We start from the raw sequence: 18,572 nt of genomic DNA on the forward strand, positions 1-18,572 counted from the left end.
CTCTGACTCATCATGGTGGCCCTGAAACCGCCATGCTTCTTGGTCAGACCATGCGATAGAGGATTGAGTCGACTGCGGCTCTCAACGAGAGAATTCAATGGACCATTCAAGACTTTGCGTCAACGACCGCCCTTCCCGCTTCATTCGGGTAAGCAGGAAAGCAGCTCTTCTCGCAGCGACGGTCGCTGTATCAACCTTGACGTGGGCCCACGCGGCCAATTTGAGCCCTGCGCAGATTACAACGCCATCTGCACAAAACTTCTCACTGGCTGGCAGCTACCTGTCAGGCCGCAGCGCCTTGCAGGCGCAAGATCTTGAGAGTGCCGCCCGCTATTTCGAGCAGGCTTTGCATCTGGATCCCGACAACTATTACCTGCAAGACCGCACCTTTGTGATGGCGCTGGCAGATGGCGACTTCGAAAGAGCCGCCCCGCTCATCGAACGCTTGCTTGAGAACGACGAGGATCACTTCCTTGCGCACTTCTACAAGTCCGCCAAGGCCATTGCTGAGGACGACTTTGATGCGGCGATTGAGGCCTTGAACGGAGGCGATATCAATCCACTCTCTCGGCTTACTTTTGCAATCATGTCCGCATGGTCGGAGGCTGGCCGCGGGGCTCCTGAAAAAGGCATCGAGTTTCTTACAACCGTTGAAGGACCAAACTGGTTCGAGCTTTTCACCAGCTTCAATGCCGGCCTCATCATGGAATCCGCCGGAAACGGAGCGGAAGCACTGAAGTTTTACGAGGAGGCCTATGGGGCCGACCCTGGGGCTCTGCGCATCTCCAACGCCTATGCCCGCGCTCTGGCGGCCAATGGACGCCAAAAAGATGCGCTTGAGGTGCTCGACGCCTACGACCAGTTGGTGCCAAACCACCCGCTTCTTGTCGACACGCGCAAGGCAATCACCGATGGCGACATGCTGGAGCCGCTGGCTACCACTCCCGCGCAAGGTGTTGCGGAGGCTCTTTATGGCCTGGGCTCTGCCATCAGCCGCGATGGGGAAGAGCTTTCCGCCGTCTATCTTCAGACCTCACGCCTTTTGAACCCAGATCTGGATGCAGCCTCCATTGCACTTGGCACCCTGTTCGAACAGTTGGGAAACAACCACCGAGCCATCGAGTATCTTGGTGAAGTGGACAGCGCGTCTCCCATGAAGCGCGAGGCAGAAATCCAGATTGGACTTCACTACAACGCGCTTGAAAACCTTGAAGAAGCCCGCGAGCACCTGCAGGCACTGGTTGAGGAAGACCCAACCGACCTTGAGGCCGTGACTGCGCTTGGCAATGTCTTGCGGTCTCATTCTCTGTTTGAAGAGGCTGAAGTGGCCTACTCCGCAGGCATCAGCACACTTGAGACCGTAGAGCGCCAGAACTGGCCGCTGCTCTACTTCCGCGGCATTACCCGCGAACGCCAAAACAAGTGGGAAGAAGCTGAAGCAGACTTTCGTGAGGTGCTGGAGCTTTATCCGGATCAACCGATGGTGCTGAACTATCTCGGTTACTCTCTCGTGGACCGGGGCTTGAAGCTCGACGAAGCCCTTGAGATGATCAAGACGGCAGTACGCCTGCGCCCGACTGATGGCTACATTGTCGATAGTCTGGGCTGGGTCTACTATCGGCTTGGCCGCTACGAGGAAGCTGTCTCTCAGCTTGAACGTGCGGTATCTCTTCGACCGCAAGACCCAATCATCAACGACCACCTGGGGGATGCCTACTGGAAGGTCGGCCGTAAGCTGGAGGCCCGGTTCAAATGGAACCACGCCCGAGACTTGGAGCCAGAACCCGATCACCTCAGCGAGATCCTGAACAAGATCAAGCACGGCATGCCTTTGGAAGAAACAACCAATATTGGACAAAACGCCAATGACGGCAGATAGACTTGCTGCAAGCGAGTTAGTAGCACCTTTAGAAACCACTGAGGTGGTGGAAACCGCACGGGCCAAGGTCAATCTGGCTCTTCATGTCACAGGCCAGCGTGAGGATGGCTACCACACGCTAGATAGCCTTGTGGTATTTCCCGCGTATGGTGATGAGATAACACTGCGCCCCGCCGATGACATGACCCTGAGCATCTCGGGGCCCTACGCCGAGCCTCTGAACACAGACAGGTCCACAAACCTTGTTATGAAGGCTGCGTGGCTGATGTCAGAAAGTGTACCGGGCGCCCGTTCAGCACACATCCAACTGACAAAGCGCTTGCCTGTTGCCGCTGGCATTGGTGGCGGTTCGGCAGATGCAGCAGCTACCTTACGCGCCTTGGGCCGTCTTTGGGACGTTCATCCATCAAGCCACAATCTTGAGAAGCTTGCCTTGCGTCTTGGTGCGGATGTACCGATGTGCTTTGGTGAAAATCCAAGCCGGGTTCGCGGCATTGGCGAGCAGATCGAAAAGCTCTCCGCCGTTCCCAAAGGCGCACTGGTGCTCGTCAATCCAGGTATCGAGCTGTCAACACCCTCCGTTTTCCAAGCCTTGGAGAACAAGCAAAACAGCCCATTGCCAACCTTGCCGGATAAATGGTCTGGCCCGCAGGAATTTGCCAGCTGGCTGCGTGCCTGCCGAAATGACCTTCAAGCACCGGCAACGTCCTTGGTGCCACAAATCGGCGATGTGCTGTCGCTCCTGGACGCACAGACTGAAACGCTTCTCTCACGCATGTCAGGCTCCGGCCCAACCTGCTTTGCGCTCTGCGCAACACTTGGCGAAGCACAGGCCGTGGCTAAGCGCATCAAGGAAAACCGCCCCGATTGGTGGGTTCAATCCGCAGCGTACTAACAAAAAACGGGGCCGTTGGCCCCATTTTTAAATCAAACCTTTTTTGCGTTTAACTGACGCGCTGGATGCAAAACTTAACGCTTTCAACTAGCGCATCCTTTGCAGCTCCATCAGGCAAGGTTGCCAAGGCTTGAATGGCAGAAGCGCCAAACTCCCGCGCTCGCTTGATGGTATCCTCCAAAGCCCCGGTGGTGCGGAGCAGCTGGATTGCATGCTCGAGGTCGCCATCTTCAATATTGCCGTCTTCGAGTGTCCGCTTCCAGAAGGCGCGATCCTCATCAGAGCCGCGTTGAACCGCATAAATGATTGGCAGGGTGATTTTGCCTTCGTGGAAGTCATCACCTACGTCTTTTCCAAGGTCCTTGGCAGACCCACCATAATCAAGGGCATCATCCACCAACTGGAAAGCAAGGCCAAGGTCCATACCGAACTTACGCGCAGCCGCGCGAATCTCGGCACCCTTGTCGGCAATTTCCGGGCTCACCTCCGAGGCAGCAGCAAACAGTGCGGCTGTCTTTGCTTCCACCACCTGCATGTACATCGGTTCATCTGTGTTCAGGTCCTGCGCCGCGCCCAGCTGCAGCACCTCACCTTCCGCAATAATTGCAGAAGCTTCCGACAGAATGCGTAGTGCTTCCAGAGAACCCACGTCCACCATCATCTTGAAAGCCTGGCCAAGAAGATAGTCGCCCACCAGAACGCTTGCCTGATTCCCCCAGAGCTTGCGAGCTGCGAGCTTGCCACGGCGCATGTCGCTCTCATCCACCACATCGTCATGAAGCAGTGTGGCTGTGTGCATGAACTCGACGGCGGCAGCTAGAATGACATGACCGTCGCCTTCGTAGCCAAACATCTTCGCGAACGCGAGCGTCAGCATCGGGCGCAGACGCTTGCCACCGGAATCGATCAAGTGTCTTGAGATCTCCGGAATAAGTTCCACATTAGAGCCGGCTTTAGAAAGGATCAGCTCGTTAACGCGCCCCATGTCATCCGAGACGAGATCAACCAGACTCTGAATACTGGCTGGTTGTTTAAGGTCTTTTTGCAACTGAACGACGCCCACGTGTTGCCCTCTCCATTGACTTTTCCGGGACAATAGGTCCCGAAAGCCACTAGGGCAAGATCGGAACGCAAATTGATCGCAGATGTTCCTTGGCTAAAACGCATTTTCAGGTCGATCTGAACACAATAACGTGCCTAATGATCAGATCAGGGAGGGAATTGATGGAAGAACTGCTGCGCACGAACAACGCCGTGACGATTTCTTTTGTCGAAGCACTGCTCGGCGAAGCAGGCATAATCTTCTTCGTCGCAGACACCAACATGAGCATTTTGGATGGCTCTCTGGGTTTTCTCCCACGCCGAATTCTGGTACATGCCGACGAGATTGACCGCGCCAGACAGCTTCTCGTGGAGGCCGGCCTCGAATATGAGCTGAAGCGCTGACACAAAGAAAATGGCAGAAACGCCCGACACACTCCCAATAGACACCAACTTGGTTGAGCTGCCAAAGACAACACTCGACAAGTTCCTTGATGGCCGCGTCATGATTGAGCAACCCGCCAAGGGGCGCCATCGCGCCGGGCTGGATGCAGTCTATCTGGCTGCCAGTCTGCCTGACGCTACCACGGGGCATGTGATGGATCTGGGAACAGGTGTCGGCTCTGCCGCCTTTTGTGCCGCATGGCGCCTGCCAAAGATCACAGTCACTGGTGTTGAAGTAGATGCGGTGGCGGCAAGCCTTGCCCGCCGCGGTCTGGCGCTTTCCGAGAACCAAGGCTTCGCCGAACGCGTTACAATCGTGGAAGCAGACCTCACCGCCAAGGGAAGCATCCGCCATGCAACCGGTCTGCATCCATCGCAAGCCGATCATGTCATCATGAATCCGCCCTACTATGACAGCACCCGTTTTCGCGTAACCCCTCAGAAGGAACGGGCCGCCGCACATGCACTGGATGAGCGTGGTGTTGAACCTTGGCTGCGCACCGCGAGCGATTTGCTGAAAAAAGGCGGGACACTCTCCGTTATCTTTCGGGCAGATGGCCTGCAAGAACTCCTGGACGCGATGCAAGGCCGGTTTGGCGCGGTAGATATCGTCCCCATACGCCCCACCGCAACCTCTGCGGCAACCCGCGTCATTGTCAGAGCCGTCAGCCAAAGCAAAGCGCCGCTTCAACTGCTTCCGGGCTTCACCCTGCATGACGAAACAGGGGACGCGTTTACCGAACAGGCCCAAAAGATCCTGCGCCACGGAAACGGCCTTGATCTTGTGTTCCGGCGCTAATCACAGATCGTACGAAGCGCTCCCCACTGAGCCCGCGAAATCAACCGTCGGTTGCTCTTGGTGCCAATAATTCCTTGGTCTTGCAAAAGGGCCAATCGCTCCTGCGTTACTGGATGCGAGGAGAGCAACTCAAATTCGGCATCCTCCTCCATGGAACTTAGAAACGCCAATAATCCATCAGCAGGAATTTTCTTCCTGTTCAAGAGGTTGATGGCGTACTGATCGGCCTCACGCTCAATATCACGAGAGTACTTCTGGTTCAGCAAGTTCTGACTCACAACAGCCGCCAGGCTCCCTCCTGTGAGGTCTCCGAGGAAAACGGAGACAACAATACCAACGCCAGCTGCATTCACGATGGACTTCATGGAATCGCGGTTTTTGATGTGCCCCATTTCATGGGCAAGGACACCAGCAAGGGCCTCTGGATTTTTCACCTCTTCGAAGATCCCGGAGAGAATGAAAATGCGTCCTCCGGGAAGCGCATAGGCATTGGCAATCGGGCTTTTCAGCACCTGCACTTTCAGAGGAAAAGGCAGGTCCTCGTCATGTGACAAACGCGCCACCAATCGGTTCAAGCCAGCATCTCCAAGCGGAGACGTGCAGTGAACGCTCGTGCCTTTGAAGGTTTCCTCAACGTGTTGAGCCACCTCCTCTTCCACCCACAACGGCAGCATTCCCACAAGTTTTCCTGCCAGCAGCGGCAGCACGAAAATGAGGACAGCGGCAATAAATGCGACTGCACCAAAGCCCAATCCCACATAGCGCCAGTTTGTATTCCCCTCCAACGACTGGACTTGCTTGCCAAACCCCCTCTCCAAGCTCTGGCGGGTACTTTCTGCAACAACTGAGATCTCGCCCCTTTTCAGGTGCTCTGAAAAAGAAACATGAACACCACCATGACCATCATTTTTCAGCTGAAAACAATCTGAGGCGGCGCGAAACAGTTCGGAGTGTGTTGTGCGATCCGTGACCAGAAGCAGTTGACCAAGCTGATAAAGCAGTACATCCCGCCGCACCGGGCTCTCGCCGTCATAGTAAAAGGCTTCACCTATGAAATGGCCACTCATATCGCATCAAACCCACTATCAAGCGCATCTGCAAGACCAACCCCAGCGACCCCCTCTTGTCTCTGGACCGAGCGCACATTGACCAGAAAATCAACGTCGCTCACATGAATGCTGTTGAACCTTTTGCCCAGCAAGTAGACCTGCATGAAGTACATGTTCGCAAACATACCCAACGCGTAGAAAACAACAACAATGGGCAGAACGTTCTGCAGGCTCAGCATAAATAGGGAAAGAAGACCGCCTGTCTCCTCGACCTGCTCAGGAGATGGCATTGGCGTTCCATAGGTATTCACGATTGCCATGACACACCCCATACCAACCGCAACCGTCAATAGCGCGCCGAAGGTCGCCGCATATTGGTGCCGCGTTGAGAAGTCAGATTTGAGTTTGATGGCACCGAAGTACATGGAGCTCATCCGCAAGCGAAACAACAAGGCCTGCACCCACGGGTAAAACAGAAAGAAACAACCGAACAAAACGGCCATCAAGGCGAGCGGAACCAGAGTCACACCGACCATCGCAACCGAGAGGAATACGGCAAGAACAACCAATCCTCCGGTAACGAGCAGTGGAAGACGCAAAGCAGACCAATAGTCCGTTGCCCGCGCAACGTAGATGCATCTAACATCGCCAAATGCGCATGCCTCGTATCGATACCGGTCCAGCGCTGCCAGCCGCCATGGGGTCAATATCCCCAAGGTGACGATCGATCCTAATGACCACAGTAGCCAGCGCCAGACATACCCCCGCGCTTTGCTCTCCATCCCAAACCGCAGACCTCGCCAGCTTGTTCTGGTGAGTAGGTAGCGTTGTCGCCTGAAACTCACATAAGGCATCAAGATCAGGATCACTGAGAAAAAGCCGAAGCTGCCAATAGACCCAACGAACTGCCCAAAGAGGGGCAAAAAAGTAGCGGCCAGATAGGCTGGCAGCAAGATGGCAAGGGCGAGAAGAAAGCCAATGAACAGCTCCTTGACTGTCCCATGATACCTGAACCGATCACCTAAAAATTGAGTGTTCGACCACAAGAAACGACGTAGCTTTGTTATTGCCCAAAACCGGTAGATACCAAGCGTCAAGAGCGTAAGACCCGTCCACTTCAGCAACGAAGGAACGACCGGATGGTCTTCATCAAACTCAACCTTGAACGTTTGGTTTGCGCCATTTGGTTGAGTTGGCGGGCAAAATTCATTCATAAAAAGCAACTCATTTTGAAATCAATACTGTTCATTGTTACAGGATCTATCAGCGTCCTTGAATTGGGAAAAGAGAGGGGCGCACCTACTCCTTTGTATCACCGCCGTTTGGCAGGGGTCACAGCGCGTACCTGCTAGAAAAATACGCAGATCCCCCTATGATACTTAAAAACAAGCGGTTGAATCACCGCGCATATGGGGGGACGAACTCATGGGGAAGAGCCAACTACCCAACTCAATTGAGGAGACCGAGCGCCTGCTGCTGCGCGGCGGATATGTGTCGGATCGAGCGCTGGCAACAGTGCTGCATCTGTCTTTGCGTATGGGTCGCCCCTTGTTTCTAGAAGGCGAAGCAGGCGTCGGAAAGACAGAGATTGCCAAGGTGCTTTCTGCAGCTTTGAACCGCCCCCTCATTCGGCTGCAATGCTATGAGGGCCTGGACGTCTCCACTGCTGTTTACGAATGGAACTATGCAGCTCAAATGGTTGAGATCCGCCTTGCGGAAGCCGAAGGCAACGTTTCCCGCGCGGCTCTGTCGCAAAGTGTCTTCTCCCCGCGCTTCCTGATCAAACGGCCGGTTTTGCAGGCTCTCGAACAGACGCCGGAAGGCGCACCGATTTTCCTCATCGACGAGTTGGACCGCTCTGATGAAGCATTTGAAGCCTTTCTGCTTGAAGTGCTGGCAGACAATCAGGTCACGATCCCAGAACTTGGAACCATCAAGGCAGATGAACCACCGATCACGATCATTACAACCAACCGAACCCGCGAGATTCACGACGCCCTGAAGCGGCGCTGTCTCTACCATTGGCTTGACTATCCAGATGGGGAACGGGAGCTTGAAATTGTAAACCGGAAGGTGCCCGGCGCCTCCGAGCGCCTCGCCAGAGAGGTGGTTGCTTTCGTGCAGCGCCTGCGTGCCAAGGAAGATCTTTTCAAGCAGCCCGGAGTTGCTGAAACACTGGACTGGGCCACTGCATTGACGGAACTCAATGAGGTCGCACTAGATCCAGAAATGGTAACAGACACCCTCGGTACACTGCTCAAGTATCAGGAGGACATTGACCGCATAAAGGGCTCAAAAGCCCATGAAATTGTCGAGGAGCTGCGAAGAGACCTTTATGGCCAGCCGGGCCTGAAAAGTGAGCCATGACAGAACACGAAGCAGCCTCCCCCTCAGACAAGCGCGGCAAGATCACCGAGAACCTCGTGCATTTTGCGCGAACCCTGCGCAAGGCTGGGCTGCCCATCGGCCCGGCAAGCGTGGTCGATGCCGTGGAAGCCGTTGAAATATCGGGCCTGAGCAGCCGAGATGATCTCTACTGGACCCTCCATGCCGTCTTCGTGCGCAAGCGTGAACACAAGCCCCTTTTTGATGAGGCGTTTCGCATCTACTGGAAGACCCACGGATTGGTCGAAAAGATCTTGGCGATCCTCTCGCCCGTTGCCCCAAGCGGGCCCCGCGAACCCGAGCCTCCAAAGGCGGGGCAAACTCGCCTGTCACAGGCCTTTGAAGCCAACAAACAGCGCACAGCAACACGAGCCGCTCCCCAACTTGAGGTGGACGCCCGCTTCACTGTCTCAGAGCGCGAGGTCTTGCAGAAGAAAGACTTTGCGCAGATGACTGCAGAAGAGATTGCCAAGGCCAGACATGCGCTGCGCATGATGACGCTGCCTTTGGACAAGGTGCCAACAAGGCGGCTGGTTGCAGCAAGTCGAGGGCACGTTGATCCGCGACGGTCCCTGCGGGCTTCCCTCCGCTCAGGAGGCGACATCATCGAGCTAAGGCACCGCCGCAGGGCGCAAGTTCATCCACCAATCGTTGCGCTCTGCGACATCTCCGGGTCCATGAGCCAATACACGCGCCTTCTGCTCCACTTTCTGCACGCACTGACTGAAAAGAGACGAGTGCATACCTTCTTGTTTGGTACAAGGCTGACCAACATCACCCGGGCACTTGAAATGAAGGATCCAGATGAAGCCTTGATGGCCTGCACCTCTGGCGTTGAGGACTGGTCCGGCGGCACCCGCATTGCCCAGTCGCTCCATGAGTTCAATCGCAAATGGTCCAGACGTGTCCTTTCCGGCGGCCCGATTGTCCTGTTCATTTCTGACGGTTTGGAGCGGCAGGAGGACGGCCAACTTTCAACGGAAATGGATCGGCTGCAGCGTTCATGCCGTCGTCTTGTCTGGCTTAATCCGTTGCTTCGCTTTGAGGGATTTGAAGCCAAAGCGCGCGGCATAAGAGCTTTGCTGCCGCACGTGGATGACTTCAGGGCGGTTCATTCGCTGGACGCTGTGTCCGATCTTTGCAAAGCACTTGATGGTTCAACCGGGTTTGCCAAGCGCTCTGATCCGCGCCTTTGGCTTGAGCGCTCGGCCTAACCCTCCTGCACCATTTTGCAAAAGCGACCGCTATCCAAAATGGTCCAGTCCGGCTGCCGGTGTAACGAAACACGGTAGATGGAGGATCCGTCTTCCTCAGGCTCGGAAATCTCGCCAAAGGCATAAAGCCCATCCCAAATGCATCCACGGGCATCAAAAACCGGGTCTTCAGATACCGTGATCACAAGCTCCTCGCCTTGAGGGTCCTCCTTTGCATAGTCGAACACGAAGTGCTTGGCACCAGTCAGCTTTTCACAGGCGGCCTCATCCTGTTCCCTCATGGAAAGCAACAGGTGGATAATCAGCCCTTCCTGGAGGGGCGGCACCTTGGAAAGCAAAAACTGTGTGTCAGCATCAACCTCCCAGCGTGGTATGGGTACCAAGTCATCGTCAGGGGAACAAAACGGCAGCTCCAGCGCCTTGGAGGGGGCAGCAGAAAGCAGCAGCAGCAACGCCGCGCCAATGGGTTTGATCACGGAAACCTCGCATAGTCTTCCATTTGCAGCGCACGCAGCGCTGTGGCTTGCAGTCCGCATTGTACTGCCACGACCGGCCCCAATGAACCACCCTCATAAATCTTCATGGGCACTTCGCAGTCTGCGTCACGAAATTTGATCCATAGGCGTTGGGCGGCACGCAGTTGCTCTTGCACGGGTTCGGGTTTGGACTCCATCACCCGTTGATAGGCTGCATTGAGTTTTTCATCCCAAAGCTCTGTTTCGCGCGACGCGCAAACACGCATGCCAAGGGACGTTTGCAGTTCTGGGCTTTCCTGACAGACGGTGAACACTCGGCCGATACAGCCGACGGACGCCGCAAAGGAAGTTCCTGCTTCAGCAAGGCACGCCTGCATGATGTTTCTGTCTTCCGGGGTGGGAGTGTTCAAATTGCTGCTGGCCACAGCGGCACCGGCAAAAATGCATCCGATCATTGAAATCGCTAGGAATTGGCGCAAGGTCGTCCTCCAATTTTCCCAGTAACTTATCGGAAAAATCGTAAACACCAAAATGACACGCCCTTGCTCCCATCCAGAAAATCGCGCTTAGCCTTTATGAACTCTCAAAGCCAAACGAAAAGGCCCCGCAGTTTCCCGCAGGGCCTCTACCTGAACCAATCGGCACGAATGCCGAGTTCTAACGATTAGCGATAGTCGTAGTTACCGTCTTTCCACTCGTACCATACGTAACCTGGCAGTGTTACATCACCCTTTTCGTCAAAGGAGAGGTTGCCAAGCACTGTTTCGAACTCACCGGAATCCAGTGCTTCTACAACAGCGTCATAGTCGGTGGAACCTGCAGCTTCTACAGCATCAGCCCACGCTTGAATTGCTGCGTAGGTATAAAGCGCATAGCCTTCTGCAGTCTTGCCAGCAGCTTCGAGCGCCTCAACGACAGGTGCAGCTTCTGGGTTCTTGCGTGGGTCTGGAGAGAAGGTCATCAGCGTACCTTCACCTGCAGGACCTGTGATGGACCAGTATTCGTCGGTCACCAGTGCGTCACCGGAGATCAAGATGGTGTTCATGCCCTGATCAGCCATCTGACGCTTCATGAGACCAGCTTCAGTGTGGTAACCACCAACGTAAAGCACGTCGATGTTTTCCGATTTAAGCTTGGAAACCAGCGCGGTGTAGTCCTTTTCACCGGCGGTATAAGCTTCGTAGACAGCTTCATCTTTGCCAGCGGCGTTCATCACAGCCTTGGTCGCATCAGCAAGACCCTTACCATATGCAGTCTTGTCATGAATGATGGCAATGTTCTTGTCGCCAAACTCGGTCGCAAGTGTGTTACCGGCAACCTGACCCTGTTGGTCATCACGGCCACATACGCGATAGACACCTGGACCTGGACGTTCATCCGTGAACTTGGGGTTCGTGGAAGCTGGTGTAATCTGGATGATGCCCTCTTCAGCATATACTTGAGAGGCCGGGATAGAAGAACCGGAGCAGAAGTGACCAGCCATGAACACGGCACCTTTACCAACCATCTGGTTGGCAACGGCAACGGCCTGCTTCGGGTCACAGGCATCATCGCCCACTTCCAGAACCAGCATTTCGCCGTTCACACCGCCAGCAGCGTTGATGTCGGCTACAGCCTGTTCAGCGCCTGCCTTCATCTGCGCGCCAAAGGAGGCGTACTGACCAGTCATTGGGCCTGCGGTACCGATGACGATATCAGCCATAGCTGTGCTGGATAGGGCAATTGCCGTAATACCTGCAACACTCGCCAAAATAGAGTTTTTCATTGTTACTCCCCTGATCTTAAGGTGATTTAAATCTCACTTTGTCAGCCCCTAAAGGCATGTGAAGAAGTGAATGTTTCCATCTTCTTCAAATCTTTGAATAAGCAGCGTCTCTCCACACCGCAGAATCCGAAGATCTTTCTAGGGGTAGTTGAACAACCCCCAGAAACTTTTGCAACCCAAAACTATGAGTTAATACTAATTTCAGTAGGCATCGTCTTTGCCCTCTTTCAGCGTCCAGCTGAAAGGGCTCGTCCGAGTATAAAGCCAACGATACTGTGTCACCATTTGCGTGGTTCGCGTCTTGCGCCACCCGAGCAGCGCAATACCTGTCAGCACCAGATAATCAACGATGAGATACTGCAGTGACAGCAGCGCCTCTTCAAACAGTGCGAAAGACAGGAACCTAACCGCAAGGGTCAACAAGAACAGGAACCAGAACAGCAGCCACAAAGGCCGCCATGTCACGGCAATTGCTCGGCCAGTCGCATATGCTGCGAGGCCCCCAATGCCGCAAACGAAGATGATAAAGACAGGCAAGGAACTGCCGTAGAGAATACCCATGATCTGCTCCTCGCTCAGTGCCTGCCGCCTTCGAGATAGGCCGCCTTGACCTCCTCTCGAGACAGGAGTTCCTTACCCGTGCCGGTCATGGTGATGACACCGTTCACCATGACGTAACCGCGGTGCGCAAGCTTCAATGCGTGATACGCATTCTGCTCCACCAAAAACACGGTAAGACCGTCATTCTTGTTCAGCTCGTTGATGGCCTCGAAAATCTGCTTCACGATAATAGGTGCAAGCCCAAGAGACGGTTCATCAAGAAGCAAGAGCCGCGGACGGCTCATCAGCGCCCGAGCAATTGCCAGCATCTGCTGCTCCCCGCCCGACAGTGTGCCGCCGCGCTGATTTTTACGCTCACGCAGGCGCGGAAACAGATCGAACGCCTTCTTCAAATCGTCCTCGAAGTGATCGTTCCCGGCAACCATGCCGCCCATCATCAGGTTCTCAAGAACCGACATGCGCGGGAATATGCGACGCCCTTCAGGCGATTGCGCAATTCCGGTTCGCATGATCTCATAGGTTGGCTTCAGGGTGATATCCTCGCCCGCATAAACGATGGAGCCGTTGCGCGCCTGAGGCGTGCCACAGACGGTCATCATCAACGTGGACTTACCCGCACCGTTAGCACCGATCAGGGTAACAATCTCGCCCTCGAACACATCAAGATCGACGCCCTTCAGGGCAATAATCTTGCCGTAATAGGTCTCAACGCCGCGGACTTTCAGAAGTGGCTCAGTTGCACTCATAGTCCCACTTCCTCCTCAATCTGATCCACTTCATCATCATCCACACCCAGGTAAGCGGCGATCACATGCGGATCGTTCTTAACCTCATCGGGTGTTCCATCGGAGATCTTGACCCCGTAGTCGAGGACCACCACGTGGTCGGAAATCTCCATCACCACGGACATGTCGTGCTCGATCAAGAGAACGGAGGTGTCATGCTCCTTGCGGATGTACATGAGCAGTTCGTTGAGTTCCAAACTCTCCTTTGGGTTCAAACCCGCAGCAGGCTCGTCGAGACAAAGAAGCTCGGGACCTGTGCACATGGCACGTGCGATCTCGAGGCGGCGCTGGTCCCCGTAAGGCAGTTCAGCAGCTGGTAGGTCTGCCCGGTCAATCAGACCGGTCTTGTCCAGCCAGTACTTCGCCTTTTCAATGGCGTCCACATTGGCATGGCGATATCCGCCCAGCCCCAACAAACCACCAATGGTCCAGTTCGAAGCCACCATCAGCGGGTTATGCTGAGCCACCATCAGGTTTTCCAAAATGGTCATGCCACCAAACAGGCGGATGTTCTGGAAGGTACGAGCGACCTTTGCATGCGCGGAAATCTTGAAGTCGGGCATGCGCTCGAGAAGGTACTTCTCGCCATTGGTCCGGCGCATCACAAGGCGCCCTTCCGTTGGCTTGTAAAAGCCGGTGGTGCAGTTGAACACCGTCGTTTTACCAGCACCGTTCGGGCCGATTAGCGCCGTGATGTCACCGCGACCAACATTGAACGAAAGGTTATCGATCGCCGTCAGACCGCCAAACCGCATGGTCAGATGTTCTACGGTCAATACCGGGTTGTCGTTCCACTGTGTCATCCGTGGCCCTCCTGTACCAAATCGGCAGAGATGCCCTTAGCGCCCTTGGACAAGGACACAGACGGCGCACGGGTTGAGACTAGACCTCTCGGTTTCCATACCATGATGACCACCATCAAAAGACCGAAGACCAGCATACGGTATTCTTCGAATTCACGGAAGAATTCAAAGCCGCCGATCATGAAGATGGACGCGATCACAACACCGATCTGAGAGCCAAGCCCGCCGAGCACCACGATCGCCAAGATCACAGCGGACTCGATGAATGTGAAGCTTTCTGGCGAGATGAAGCCCTGACGGGTTGCGAAAAAGGAGCCAGCAAACCCACCGAACATGGCTCCCAGCGCGAATGCCGTGAGCTTGGTGTTGGTTGTGTTGATGCCCAACGACCGGCATGCAATCTCATCTTCACGCAGCGCCTCCCAAGCACGTCCGATTGGCATCCGACGCAAGCGCATGGTCACGAAGTTCGTCATCAGCGCCATGATCAGGATGAGGTAGTACAGGAAGATGATGCGGTGAATTGAGGAATAGTCGAGCCCGAAGAAGTCGGCAAACCCGCCTTCTCCGCGCGTGAACTCCAAACCGAAGAAGGTTGGACGCGGGATCCCGGAAATCCCATCGGGACCACCGGTAAACTCGTACCAGTTCAGCAAGACAACCCGGATGATCTCACCGAATGCCAGCGTCACGATAGCCAAATAGTCCCCGCGAAGCCGCAGAACCGGGAAGCCAAGAATGATGCCCCAGAATGCGGCCAGAATACCCGCCAAAGGCAAGCAAATCCAAAACGAGAAGCCAAAGTACTGAGCCAACAACGCGTAGGAGTATGCCCCTACCGCATAAAAGGCCACGTAGCCAAGGTCGAGAAGACCGGCCAAACCCACCACGATGTTCAAGCCCCAGCCGAGCATCACATAGGTGGTGACCAGAATGGCAAGGTCGATATATTGGCGCGAGCCCCGTGCACCCAGCCAAAACATCAGTGCAAACGGCAGCGCAATTGCAACAATCAGCAGCAAGGGTTTCAAGGCCGCGCCCAGGCCGGAACCAGCTTTTGACTTCGGCATGAGGCCGGAAACGGCCGCTGCCACAGAATTGTCGGTTCGCCAAAAGAAAAGGTTCATAACAAGGCGGCCCGCAAACACCACGACCACAGCCATCGCGACGGCGAACCATCGGTATTCGATAAACAGTTCGGCTCCGCGGCCAGAGGCCACGTCTACCTTCATGCCGATCATCACCGCAGCGAGTGCGAGGGTGACGAGCGCCCCCCCGGCTGCATCCTTCAGACTGCTTTCAAGCAGACTTGGTTTTTTAACAGCTTGCATGATCAGACCTTCTCCACTTCCGGCTTGCCGAGCAGACCTTCAGGCATGAAGATCAGCACAATCGCGAGGATTGAGAAGGCGGCAACATCCTTGTATTCGACCGAGAAATAGCCAGACCAGAAAGTTTCAATCAGGCCAATCAGCAAACCACCAAGCATGGCACCCGGCAACGAGCCGATGCCGCCAAGCACTGCTGCGGTAAAGGCCTTGACGCCAGCTACAAAGCCAATGAAGAAGTCCACCACGCCGTAGTACATGAGGAACATGAGGCCAGCGACGGCAGCAAGCGCGGCTCCCATGACAAAGGTCAGGGAAATGGTGCGGTCCACATTCACGCCGACAAGCGCAGCCATCTTTCGGTCCTGCTCACAAGCTCTCTGAGACCGACCTAAAGAGGTGTGATTGATCAAGAAGGTGAAGCCAAGCATCAACACGACGGTGGAGACAATGATCAAGATCTGCATGTAAGACAGCTGAACAACAAATCCGGAGCCGTCAGCGCCCCCATCGGTCAACTGAAAGCCCCCCTGAACAAGGGGCTGAAGCGGCTTGTTGCGCGCTCCCTGCGAAATCTGGACAAAGTTCTGAAGTGCAATTGAGGCACCAATTGCGGTGATCAGCGGTGCCAGTCTGAATGATCCGCGAAGTGGCCGATAAGCAATGCGTTCGACCGTCCATCCCCAAAAGGCGGTCAATGCCATTGCGATCACCAAAACCAGCACAAGGGCTGCGATCAGAAGAAGCAGCGGCGTCGCTGCTGTAATTCCCAGTGCCACTATCATGATAAGCGCAATAAACGAGCCGATCATGAAAATGTCACCATGTGCGAAGTTGATCATCCCGATGATGCCATAGACCATCGTATAACCAATGGCGATGAGACCGTAAATCGATCCCAACGTTACGCCATTTATTAGCTGTTGGAGAAAGTAATCCATATTTTATATTGTTCCCCGATTGGATCAGCGGTTTTTTACCGTTCTACCCAGACGTCTCCACGTCTGGCCCCGCTTAACTTTTTAATAAGCCTCCCTCTCCAAGTAAATTACCTATACAGGTAATCACCTAAATTGATAATTTTCTATCGGAAAATGCGGCAAAAACGAATTTTTCATTCTCTAACCCCGCGTCCCCTGCCAATCACGGATTGACCAAGAGTTAGGTTTATGTCGCTAAGATTTCCCCGTTAAACCGCTCTTTCATTCAGGCATTCATCGTATCAGCGGAATCAATCAATAGCACGTGTAATATATCAGTATCAATGCGATCGTCAGAGAGTGATTTCGGCAAGAATGCAGCCTGCAAAAGGGCCTAACCCCCTCTGCTTGCGGCAGGAATGCGGGGGCAAATGCCCCCACCGACGAAAAACTAACTGGAAAATTTAAGTGTAAGCCCCTAGCTAGTGCACAGGACAGACCTCCCGATACGCACGCAAGGCCTCGATACATATGACAGCAACTGCAGCGAAGACGCCGATGACTGACCAAAAGAAAACGATAGAGGCAGAAGACTTCCGAGAGGCCATGAGCCGTCTTGGTGCCTCTGTGAATATTCTGGCGTCCAATGGAGGTGCTGGACGGGTCGGCGCTACCGTCTCTGCCGTTTGTTCCGTAACCGACAGCCCACCTACGGTTTTGGTTTGCCTGAATCGGAATACATTCGTGAACGACATCATAAAGCGCAACGGCGTGTTTTCAGTGAACACGCTGATTCATGATCACACGGATCTTTCGGACGCCTTTGCTGGCCGCGATAATCTTGAAATGGATGAGCGGTTCGCGTTGGCAGACTGGCAAACGCTGCAAACGGGCTCTCCAGTGCTGAAGAGTGCCCGCGTTGCATTCGATTGCGAAGTGAGCGAAATCTCAGAGGTCGGAACGCACTCCGTGCTGTTCGGACGTGTTGTCGCAGCGAGCTGCGGCGACAAGAATAAAGCCCTCATTTATCTTGATCGCAACTACCACGCTCTATAGCCACCAACCAGAACCCTAGGTATGCTGAACTGGTCTATAAAAAGAACCAGACGAGCGTCCAATGGCAAAACTAAAAACTGGTGCACTCAATCTTATTTCAGATGTTCCCGGCATAGCCGTCGGGAACGCACACGACCCTGCTCTTAAAAGTGGCGCGACTGTGGTCGTACCCGAAAACCCTTCTGTAGCGTCGGTTGCCATCCATGGCGGTGCGCCCGGCACCCGTGACGTTGCGCTTCTGGAGCCGGAACAAACCGTCGCGCAGATTGACGCACTTGTGCTTTCAGGTGGCTCTGCGTTCGGCCTGGATGCTGTGGCTGGGGCGCAAGCACTGCTGGCAAAGCGGGGCAAGGGGTTTGCCATTGGCTCTGTTCGCGTACCTATCGTACCTGGTGCCATTCTCTTTGATCTTCTCAACGGAGGAGACAAGACATGGGGGCTTGATGAAACACCCTACCGTCACCTAGGATTACAAGCCGCGCAAAATGCGGGAGAAATGTTTGCCCTTGGAACTGAAGGCGCAGGCTATGGGGCAACGACAGCCAACCTGAAGGGCGGCCTTGGCTCCGCCTCAACGCTGTTGCCAACGGGTGGCGTCGTGGGCGCACTCACCGCTGTCAACGCTCTTGGCACAACCACGTTTGATAGTCTGCCTAACTTTCGAGCCGCATCTTTCGAAATTGGTGAGGAGTTCGGGGGACTTGGACTACCTGCAGACCTGCCTCCTCCCCCCGAAGGCATATTGTCCAAGCTGTCGAATGTCGAGAGCGCTGCGCAGCCAACGGCGAACACAACAATCAGCGTCGTCGCCACAGATCTGATCCTGACCAAGGCTGAGGCAAAGCGTATCGCCATTGCGGCGCATGACGGCTACGCCCATGCCCTGTGGCCCGCGCACACACCACTAGATGGAGATCTGATTTTCGTGATGTCCACCGGCAGACGTGCCATGACGGATCCGGTGGCGGAGATGCAGTTGCTTGGCGCCTATGCCGCCTCAACCCTCGCACGTGCCATCGCACGCGCCGTGTATATGGCCACACCGGATCGGTCTGATGCGGTGCCGACCTGGCAATCTCTCTACGGCGGCAGGTAAACCCCTTCAAGCCACAGGCTTGTTCTTTCTCACCTTACAGCGCATAAAGAAAAGCGCCGCTCGTGGTGTTGGGAAG

General features: G+C 54.8%; 19 protein-coding genes. 8 read left to right on the top strand and 11 right to left on the bottom strand.

Features of this window, described 5'->3' with window-relative positions:
• Positions 1–97: 97 nt before the first annotated feature.
• Both Q3Y58_RS13790 and Q3Y58_RS13795 read left to right on the top strand, forming a co-directional pair.
• The gene (locus Q3Y58_RS13790; protein ID WP_319622635.1) at positions 98–1,879 is read left to right on the top strand and encodes a tetratricopeptide repeat protein; all 1,782 of its coding nucleotides are present in this window, start codon (positions 98–100) and stop codon (positions 1,877–1,879) included.
• A complete protein-coding gene (locus Q3Y58_RS13795) occupies positions 1,866–2,774 on the top strand; it encodes a 4-(cytidine 5'-diphospho)-2-C-methyl-D-erythritol kinase (protein WP_319622636.1) in 909 nt (302 codons plus the stop codon). Before Q3Y58_RS13790 ends, Q3Y58_RS13795 begins: the two co-directional genes overlap by 14 nt.
• Positions 2,775–2,823: 49 nt before the next feature.
• Here Q3Y58_RS13795 and Q3Y58_RS13800 read toward each other — a convergent pair whose 3' ends face one another.
• Positions 2,824–3,837 (bottom strand): polyprenyl synthetase family protein, encoded by a 1,014-nt coding sequence (locus tag Q3Y58_RS13800; protein WP_413697824.1) that lies wholly within the window; start codon positions 3,835–3,837, stop codon positions 2,824–2,826.
• A 161-nt stretch (positions 3,838–3,998) separates the two neighbouring features.
• Here Q3Y58_RS13800 and Q3Y58_RS13805 point away from each other — a divergent pair, with 161 nt between their 5' ends.
• Together Q3Y58_RS13805 and Q3Y58_RS13810 are read left to right on the top strand one after the other, a co-directional pair.
• Positions 3,999–4,220 (top strand): putative signal transducing protein, encoded by a 222-nt coding sequence (locus Q3Y58_RS13805; RefSeq protein WP_274218670.1) that lies wholly within the window; start codon positions 3,999–4,001, stop codon positions 4,218–4,220.
• 10 nt (positions 4,221–4,230) lie between these two features.
• Positions 4,231–5,058 carry a tRNA1(Val) (adenine(37)-N6)-methyltransferase gene (locus Q3Y58_RS13810; protein WP_319622637.1) on the top strand — a complete coding sequence of 276 codons (828 nt, stop codon included), beginning with the start codon at positions 4,231–4,233 and terminating at the stop codon, positions 5,056–5,058.
• On the opposite strand, the gene Q3Y58_RS13815 is transcribed toward Q3Y58_RS13810, so the two are convergent.
• Both Q3Y58_RS13815 and Q3Y58_RS13820 read right to left on the bottom strand, forming a co-directional pair.
• Entirely contained in the window at positions 5,055–6,125 is a 1,071-nt protein-coding gene (locus Q3Y58_RS13815) for a M48 family metallopeptidase (protein WP_319622638.1), read from the bottom strand. The genes Q3Y58_RS13810 and Q3Y58_RS13815 overlap by 4 nt on opposite strands.
• The gene (locus Q3Y58_RS13820) at positions 6,122–7,321 is read right to left on the bottom strand and encodes a DUF898 family protein (RefSeq protein ID WP_319622639.1); all 1,200 of its coding nucleotides are present in this window, start codon (positions 7,319–7,321) and stop codon (positions 6,122–6,124) included. The genes Q3Y58_RS13815 and Q3Y58_RS13820 overlap by 4 nt, the downstream gene beginning before the upstream one ends.
• Before the next feature lie 211 nt (positions 7,322–7,532).
• Here Q3Y58_RS13820 and Q3Y58_RS13825 point away from each other — a divergent pair, with 211 nt between their 5' ends.
• Both Q3Y58_RS13825 and Q3Y58_RS13830 read left to right on the top strand, forming a co-directional pair.
• Positions 7,533–8,474 (top strand): AAA family ATPase, encoded by a 942-nt coding sequence (locus tag Q3Y58_RS13825; RefSeq protein WP_319622640.1) that lies wholly within the window; start codon positions 7,533–7,535, stop codon positions 8,472–8,474.
• A complete protein-coding gene (locus tag Q3Y58_RS13830; protein WP_319622641.1) occupies positions 8,471–9,706 on the top strand; it encodes a vWA domain-containing protein in 1,236 nt (411 codons plus the stop codon). The genes Q3Y58_RS13825 and Q3Y58_RS13830 overlap by 4 nt, the downstream gene beginning before the upstream one ends.
• Here the strand turns inward: Q3Y58_RS13830 and Q3Y58_RS13835 are convergent.
• The 8 genes from Q3Y58_RS13835 to Q3Y58_RS13870 form a co-directional block, all read right to left on the bottom strand.
• Positions 9,703–10,182, bottom strand: coding sequence for a hypothetical protein (locus Q3Y58_RS13835; RefSeq protein WP_319622642.1), 480 nt, complete (start codon positions 10,180–10,182; stop codon positions 9,703–9,705). The two genes, Q3Y58_RS13830 and Q3Y58_RS13835, sit on opposite strands and share 4 nt — an antisense overlap.
• Complete coding sequence (locus Q3Y58_RS13840; RefSeq protein ID WP_319622643.1) at positions 10,179–10,637, bottom strand: lysozyme inhibitor LprI family protein; 459 nt, start codon at positions 10,635–10,637, stop codon at positions 10,179–10,181. The genes Q3Y58_RS13835 and Q3Y58_RS13840 overlap by 4 nt, the downstream gene beginning before the upstream one ends.
• 209 nt (positions 10,638–10,846) lie before the next feature.
• Positions 10,847–11,947 (bottom strand): branched-chain amino acid ABC transporter substrate-binding protein, encoded by a 1,101-nt coding sequence (locus Q3Y58_RS13845; protein ID WP_319622644.1) that lies wholly within the window; start codon positions 11,945–11,947, stop codon positions 10,847–10,849.
• A gap of 201 nt (positions 11,948–12,148) precedes the next feature.
• Positions 12,149–12,508, bottom strand: a complete 360-nt coding sequence (locus Q3Y58_RS13850) for a DUF6867 family protein (RefSeq protein WP_319622645.1) — start codon at positions 12,506–12,508, stop codon at positions 12,149–12,151.
• 14 nt (positions 12,509–12,522) lie between these two features.
• A complete protein-coding gene (locus Q3Y58_RS13855) occupies positions 12,523–13,254 on the bottom strand; it encodes an ABC transporter ATP-binding protein (RefSeq protein ID WP_274218660.1) in 732 nt (243 codons plus the stop codon).
• Positions 13,251–14,096 carry an ABC transporter ATP-binding protein gene (locus Q3Y58_RS13860; RefSeq protein WP_319622646.1) on the bottom strand — a complete coding sequence of 282 codons (846 nt, stop codon included), beginning with the start codon at positions 14,094–14,096 and terminating at the stop codon, positions 13,251–13,253. The genes Q3Y58_RS13855 and Q3Y58_RS13860 overlap by 4 nt, the downstream gene beginning before the upstream one ends.
• Positions 14,093–15,427, bottom strand: coding sequence for a high-affinity branched-chain amino acid ABC transporter permease LivM (gene livM / locus Q3Y58_RS13865; protein ID WP_319622647.1), 1,335 nt, complete (start codon positions 15,425–15,427; stop codon positions 14,093–14,095). The genes Q3Y58_RS13860 and livM overlap by 4 nt, the downstream gene beginning before the upstream one ends.
• Positions 15,428–15,429: 2 nt before the next feature.
• A complete protein-coding gene (locus Q3Y58_RS13870) occupies positions 15,430–16,365 on the bottom strand; it encodes an ABC transporter permease subunit (RefSeq protein WP_274218657.1) in 936 nt (311 codons plus the stop codon).
• A 537-nt stretch (positions 16,366–16,902) separates the two neighbouring features.
• Between Q3Y58_RS13870 and Q3Y58_RS13875 the strand changes: the two genes are divergently transcribed.
• Positions 16,903–17,400: a flavin reductase gene (locus Q3Y58_RS13875; RefSeq protein WP_319622648.1), complete on the top strand. Its 498-nt coding sequence runs from the start codon at positions 16,903–16,905 to the stop codon at positions 17,398–17,400.
• 61 nt (positions 17,401–17,461) lie between these two features.
• Positions 17,462–18,496: a P1 family peptidase gene (locus Q3Y58_RS13880; protein ID WP_319622649.1), complete on the top strand. Its 1,035-nt coding sequence runs from the start codon at positions 17,462–17,464 to the stop codon at positions 18,494–18,496.
• Positions 18,497–18,572: the final 76 nt, after the last annotated feature.

The organism is Nesiotobacter zosterae (genome assembly GCF_033843645.1).
GTDB lineage: Bacteria > Pseudomonadota > Alphaproteobacteria > Rhizobiales > Stappiaceae > Pseudovibrio > Pseudovibrio zosterae.

Bases quoted from the DNA above. Each gene is read 5' to 3' on its own strand.
- Q3Y58_RS13825 (WP_319622640.1), top strand. From the start codon at position 7,533: ATGGGGAAGAGCCAACTACCCAACTCAATTGAGGAGACCGAGCGCCTG.
- Q3Y58_RS13880 (WP_319622649.1), top strand. From the start codon at position 17,462: ATGGCAAAACTAAAAACTGGTGCACTCAATCTTATTTCAGATGTTCCC.
- Q3Y58_RS13845 (WP_319622644.1), bottom strand. From the start codon at position 11,947: ATGAAAAACTCTATTTTGGCGAGTGTTGCAGGTATTACGGCAATTGCC.
- Q3Y58_RS13810 (WP_319622637.1), top strand. From the start codon at position 4,231: ATGGCAGAAACGCCCGACACACTCCCAATAGACACCAACTTGGTTGAG.
- Q3Y58_RS13805 (WP_274218670.1), top strand. From the start codon at position 3,999: ATGGAAGAACTGCTGCGCACGAACAACGCCGTGACGATTTCTTTTGTC.
- Q3Y58_RS13855 (WP_274218660.1), bottom strand. From the start codon at position 13,254: ATGAGTGCAACTGAGCCACTTCTGAAAGTCCGCGGCGTTGAGACCTAT.
- Q3Y58_RS13815 (WP_319622638.1), bottom strand. From the start codon at position 6,125: ATGAGTGGCCATTTCATAGGTGAAGCCTTTTACTATGACGGCGAGAGC.
- Q3Y58_RS13830 (WP_319622641.1), top strand. From the start codon at position 8,471: ATGACAGAACACGAAGCAGCCTCCCCCTCAGACAAGCGCGGCAAGATC.
- Q3Y58_RS13820 (WP_319622639.1), bottom strand. From the start codon at position 7,321: ATGAATGAATTTTGCCCGCCAACTCAACCAAATGGCGCAAACCAAACG.
- Q3Y58_RS13875 (WP_319622648.1), top strand. From the start codon at position 16,903: ATGACTGACCAAAAGAAAACGATAGAGGCAGAAGACTTCCGAGAGGCC.
- livM (WP_319622647.1), bottom strand. From the start codon at position 15,427: ATGCAAGCTGTTAAAAAACCAAGTCTGCTTGAAAGCAGTCTGAAGGAT.
- Q3Y58_RS13850 (WP_319622645.1), bottom strand. From the start codon at position 12,508: ATGGGTATTCTCTACGGCAGTTCCTTGCCTGTCTTTATCATCTTCGTT.
- Q3Y58_RS13860 (WP_319622646.1), bottom strand. From the start codon at position 14,096: ATGACACAGTGGAACGACAACCCGGTATTGACCGTAGAACATCTGACC.
- Q3Y58_RS13795 (WP_319622636.1), top strand. From the start codon at position 1,866: ATGACGGCAGATAGACTTGCTGCAAGCGAGTTAGTAGCACCTTTAGAA.
- Q3Y58_RS13840 (WP_319622643.1), bottom strand. From the start codon at position 10,637: ATGATCGGATGCATTTTTGCCGGTGCCGCTGTGGCCAGCAGCAATTTG.
- Q3Y58_RS13790 (WP_319622635.1), top strand. From the start codon at position 98: ATGGACCATTCAAGACTTTGCGTCAACGACCGCCCTTCCCGCTTCATT.
- Q3Y58_RS13870 (WP_274218657.1), bottom strand. From the start codon at position 16,365: ATGGATTACTTTCTCCAACAGCTAATAAATGGCGTAACGTTGGGATCG.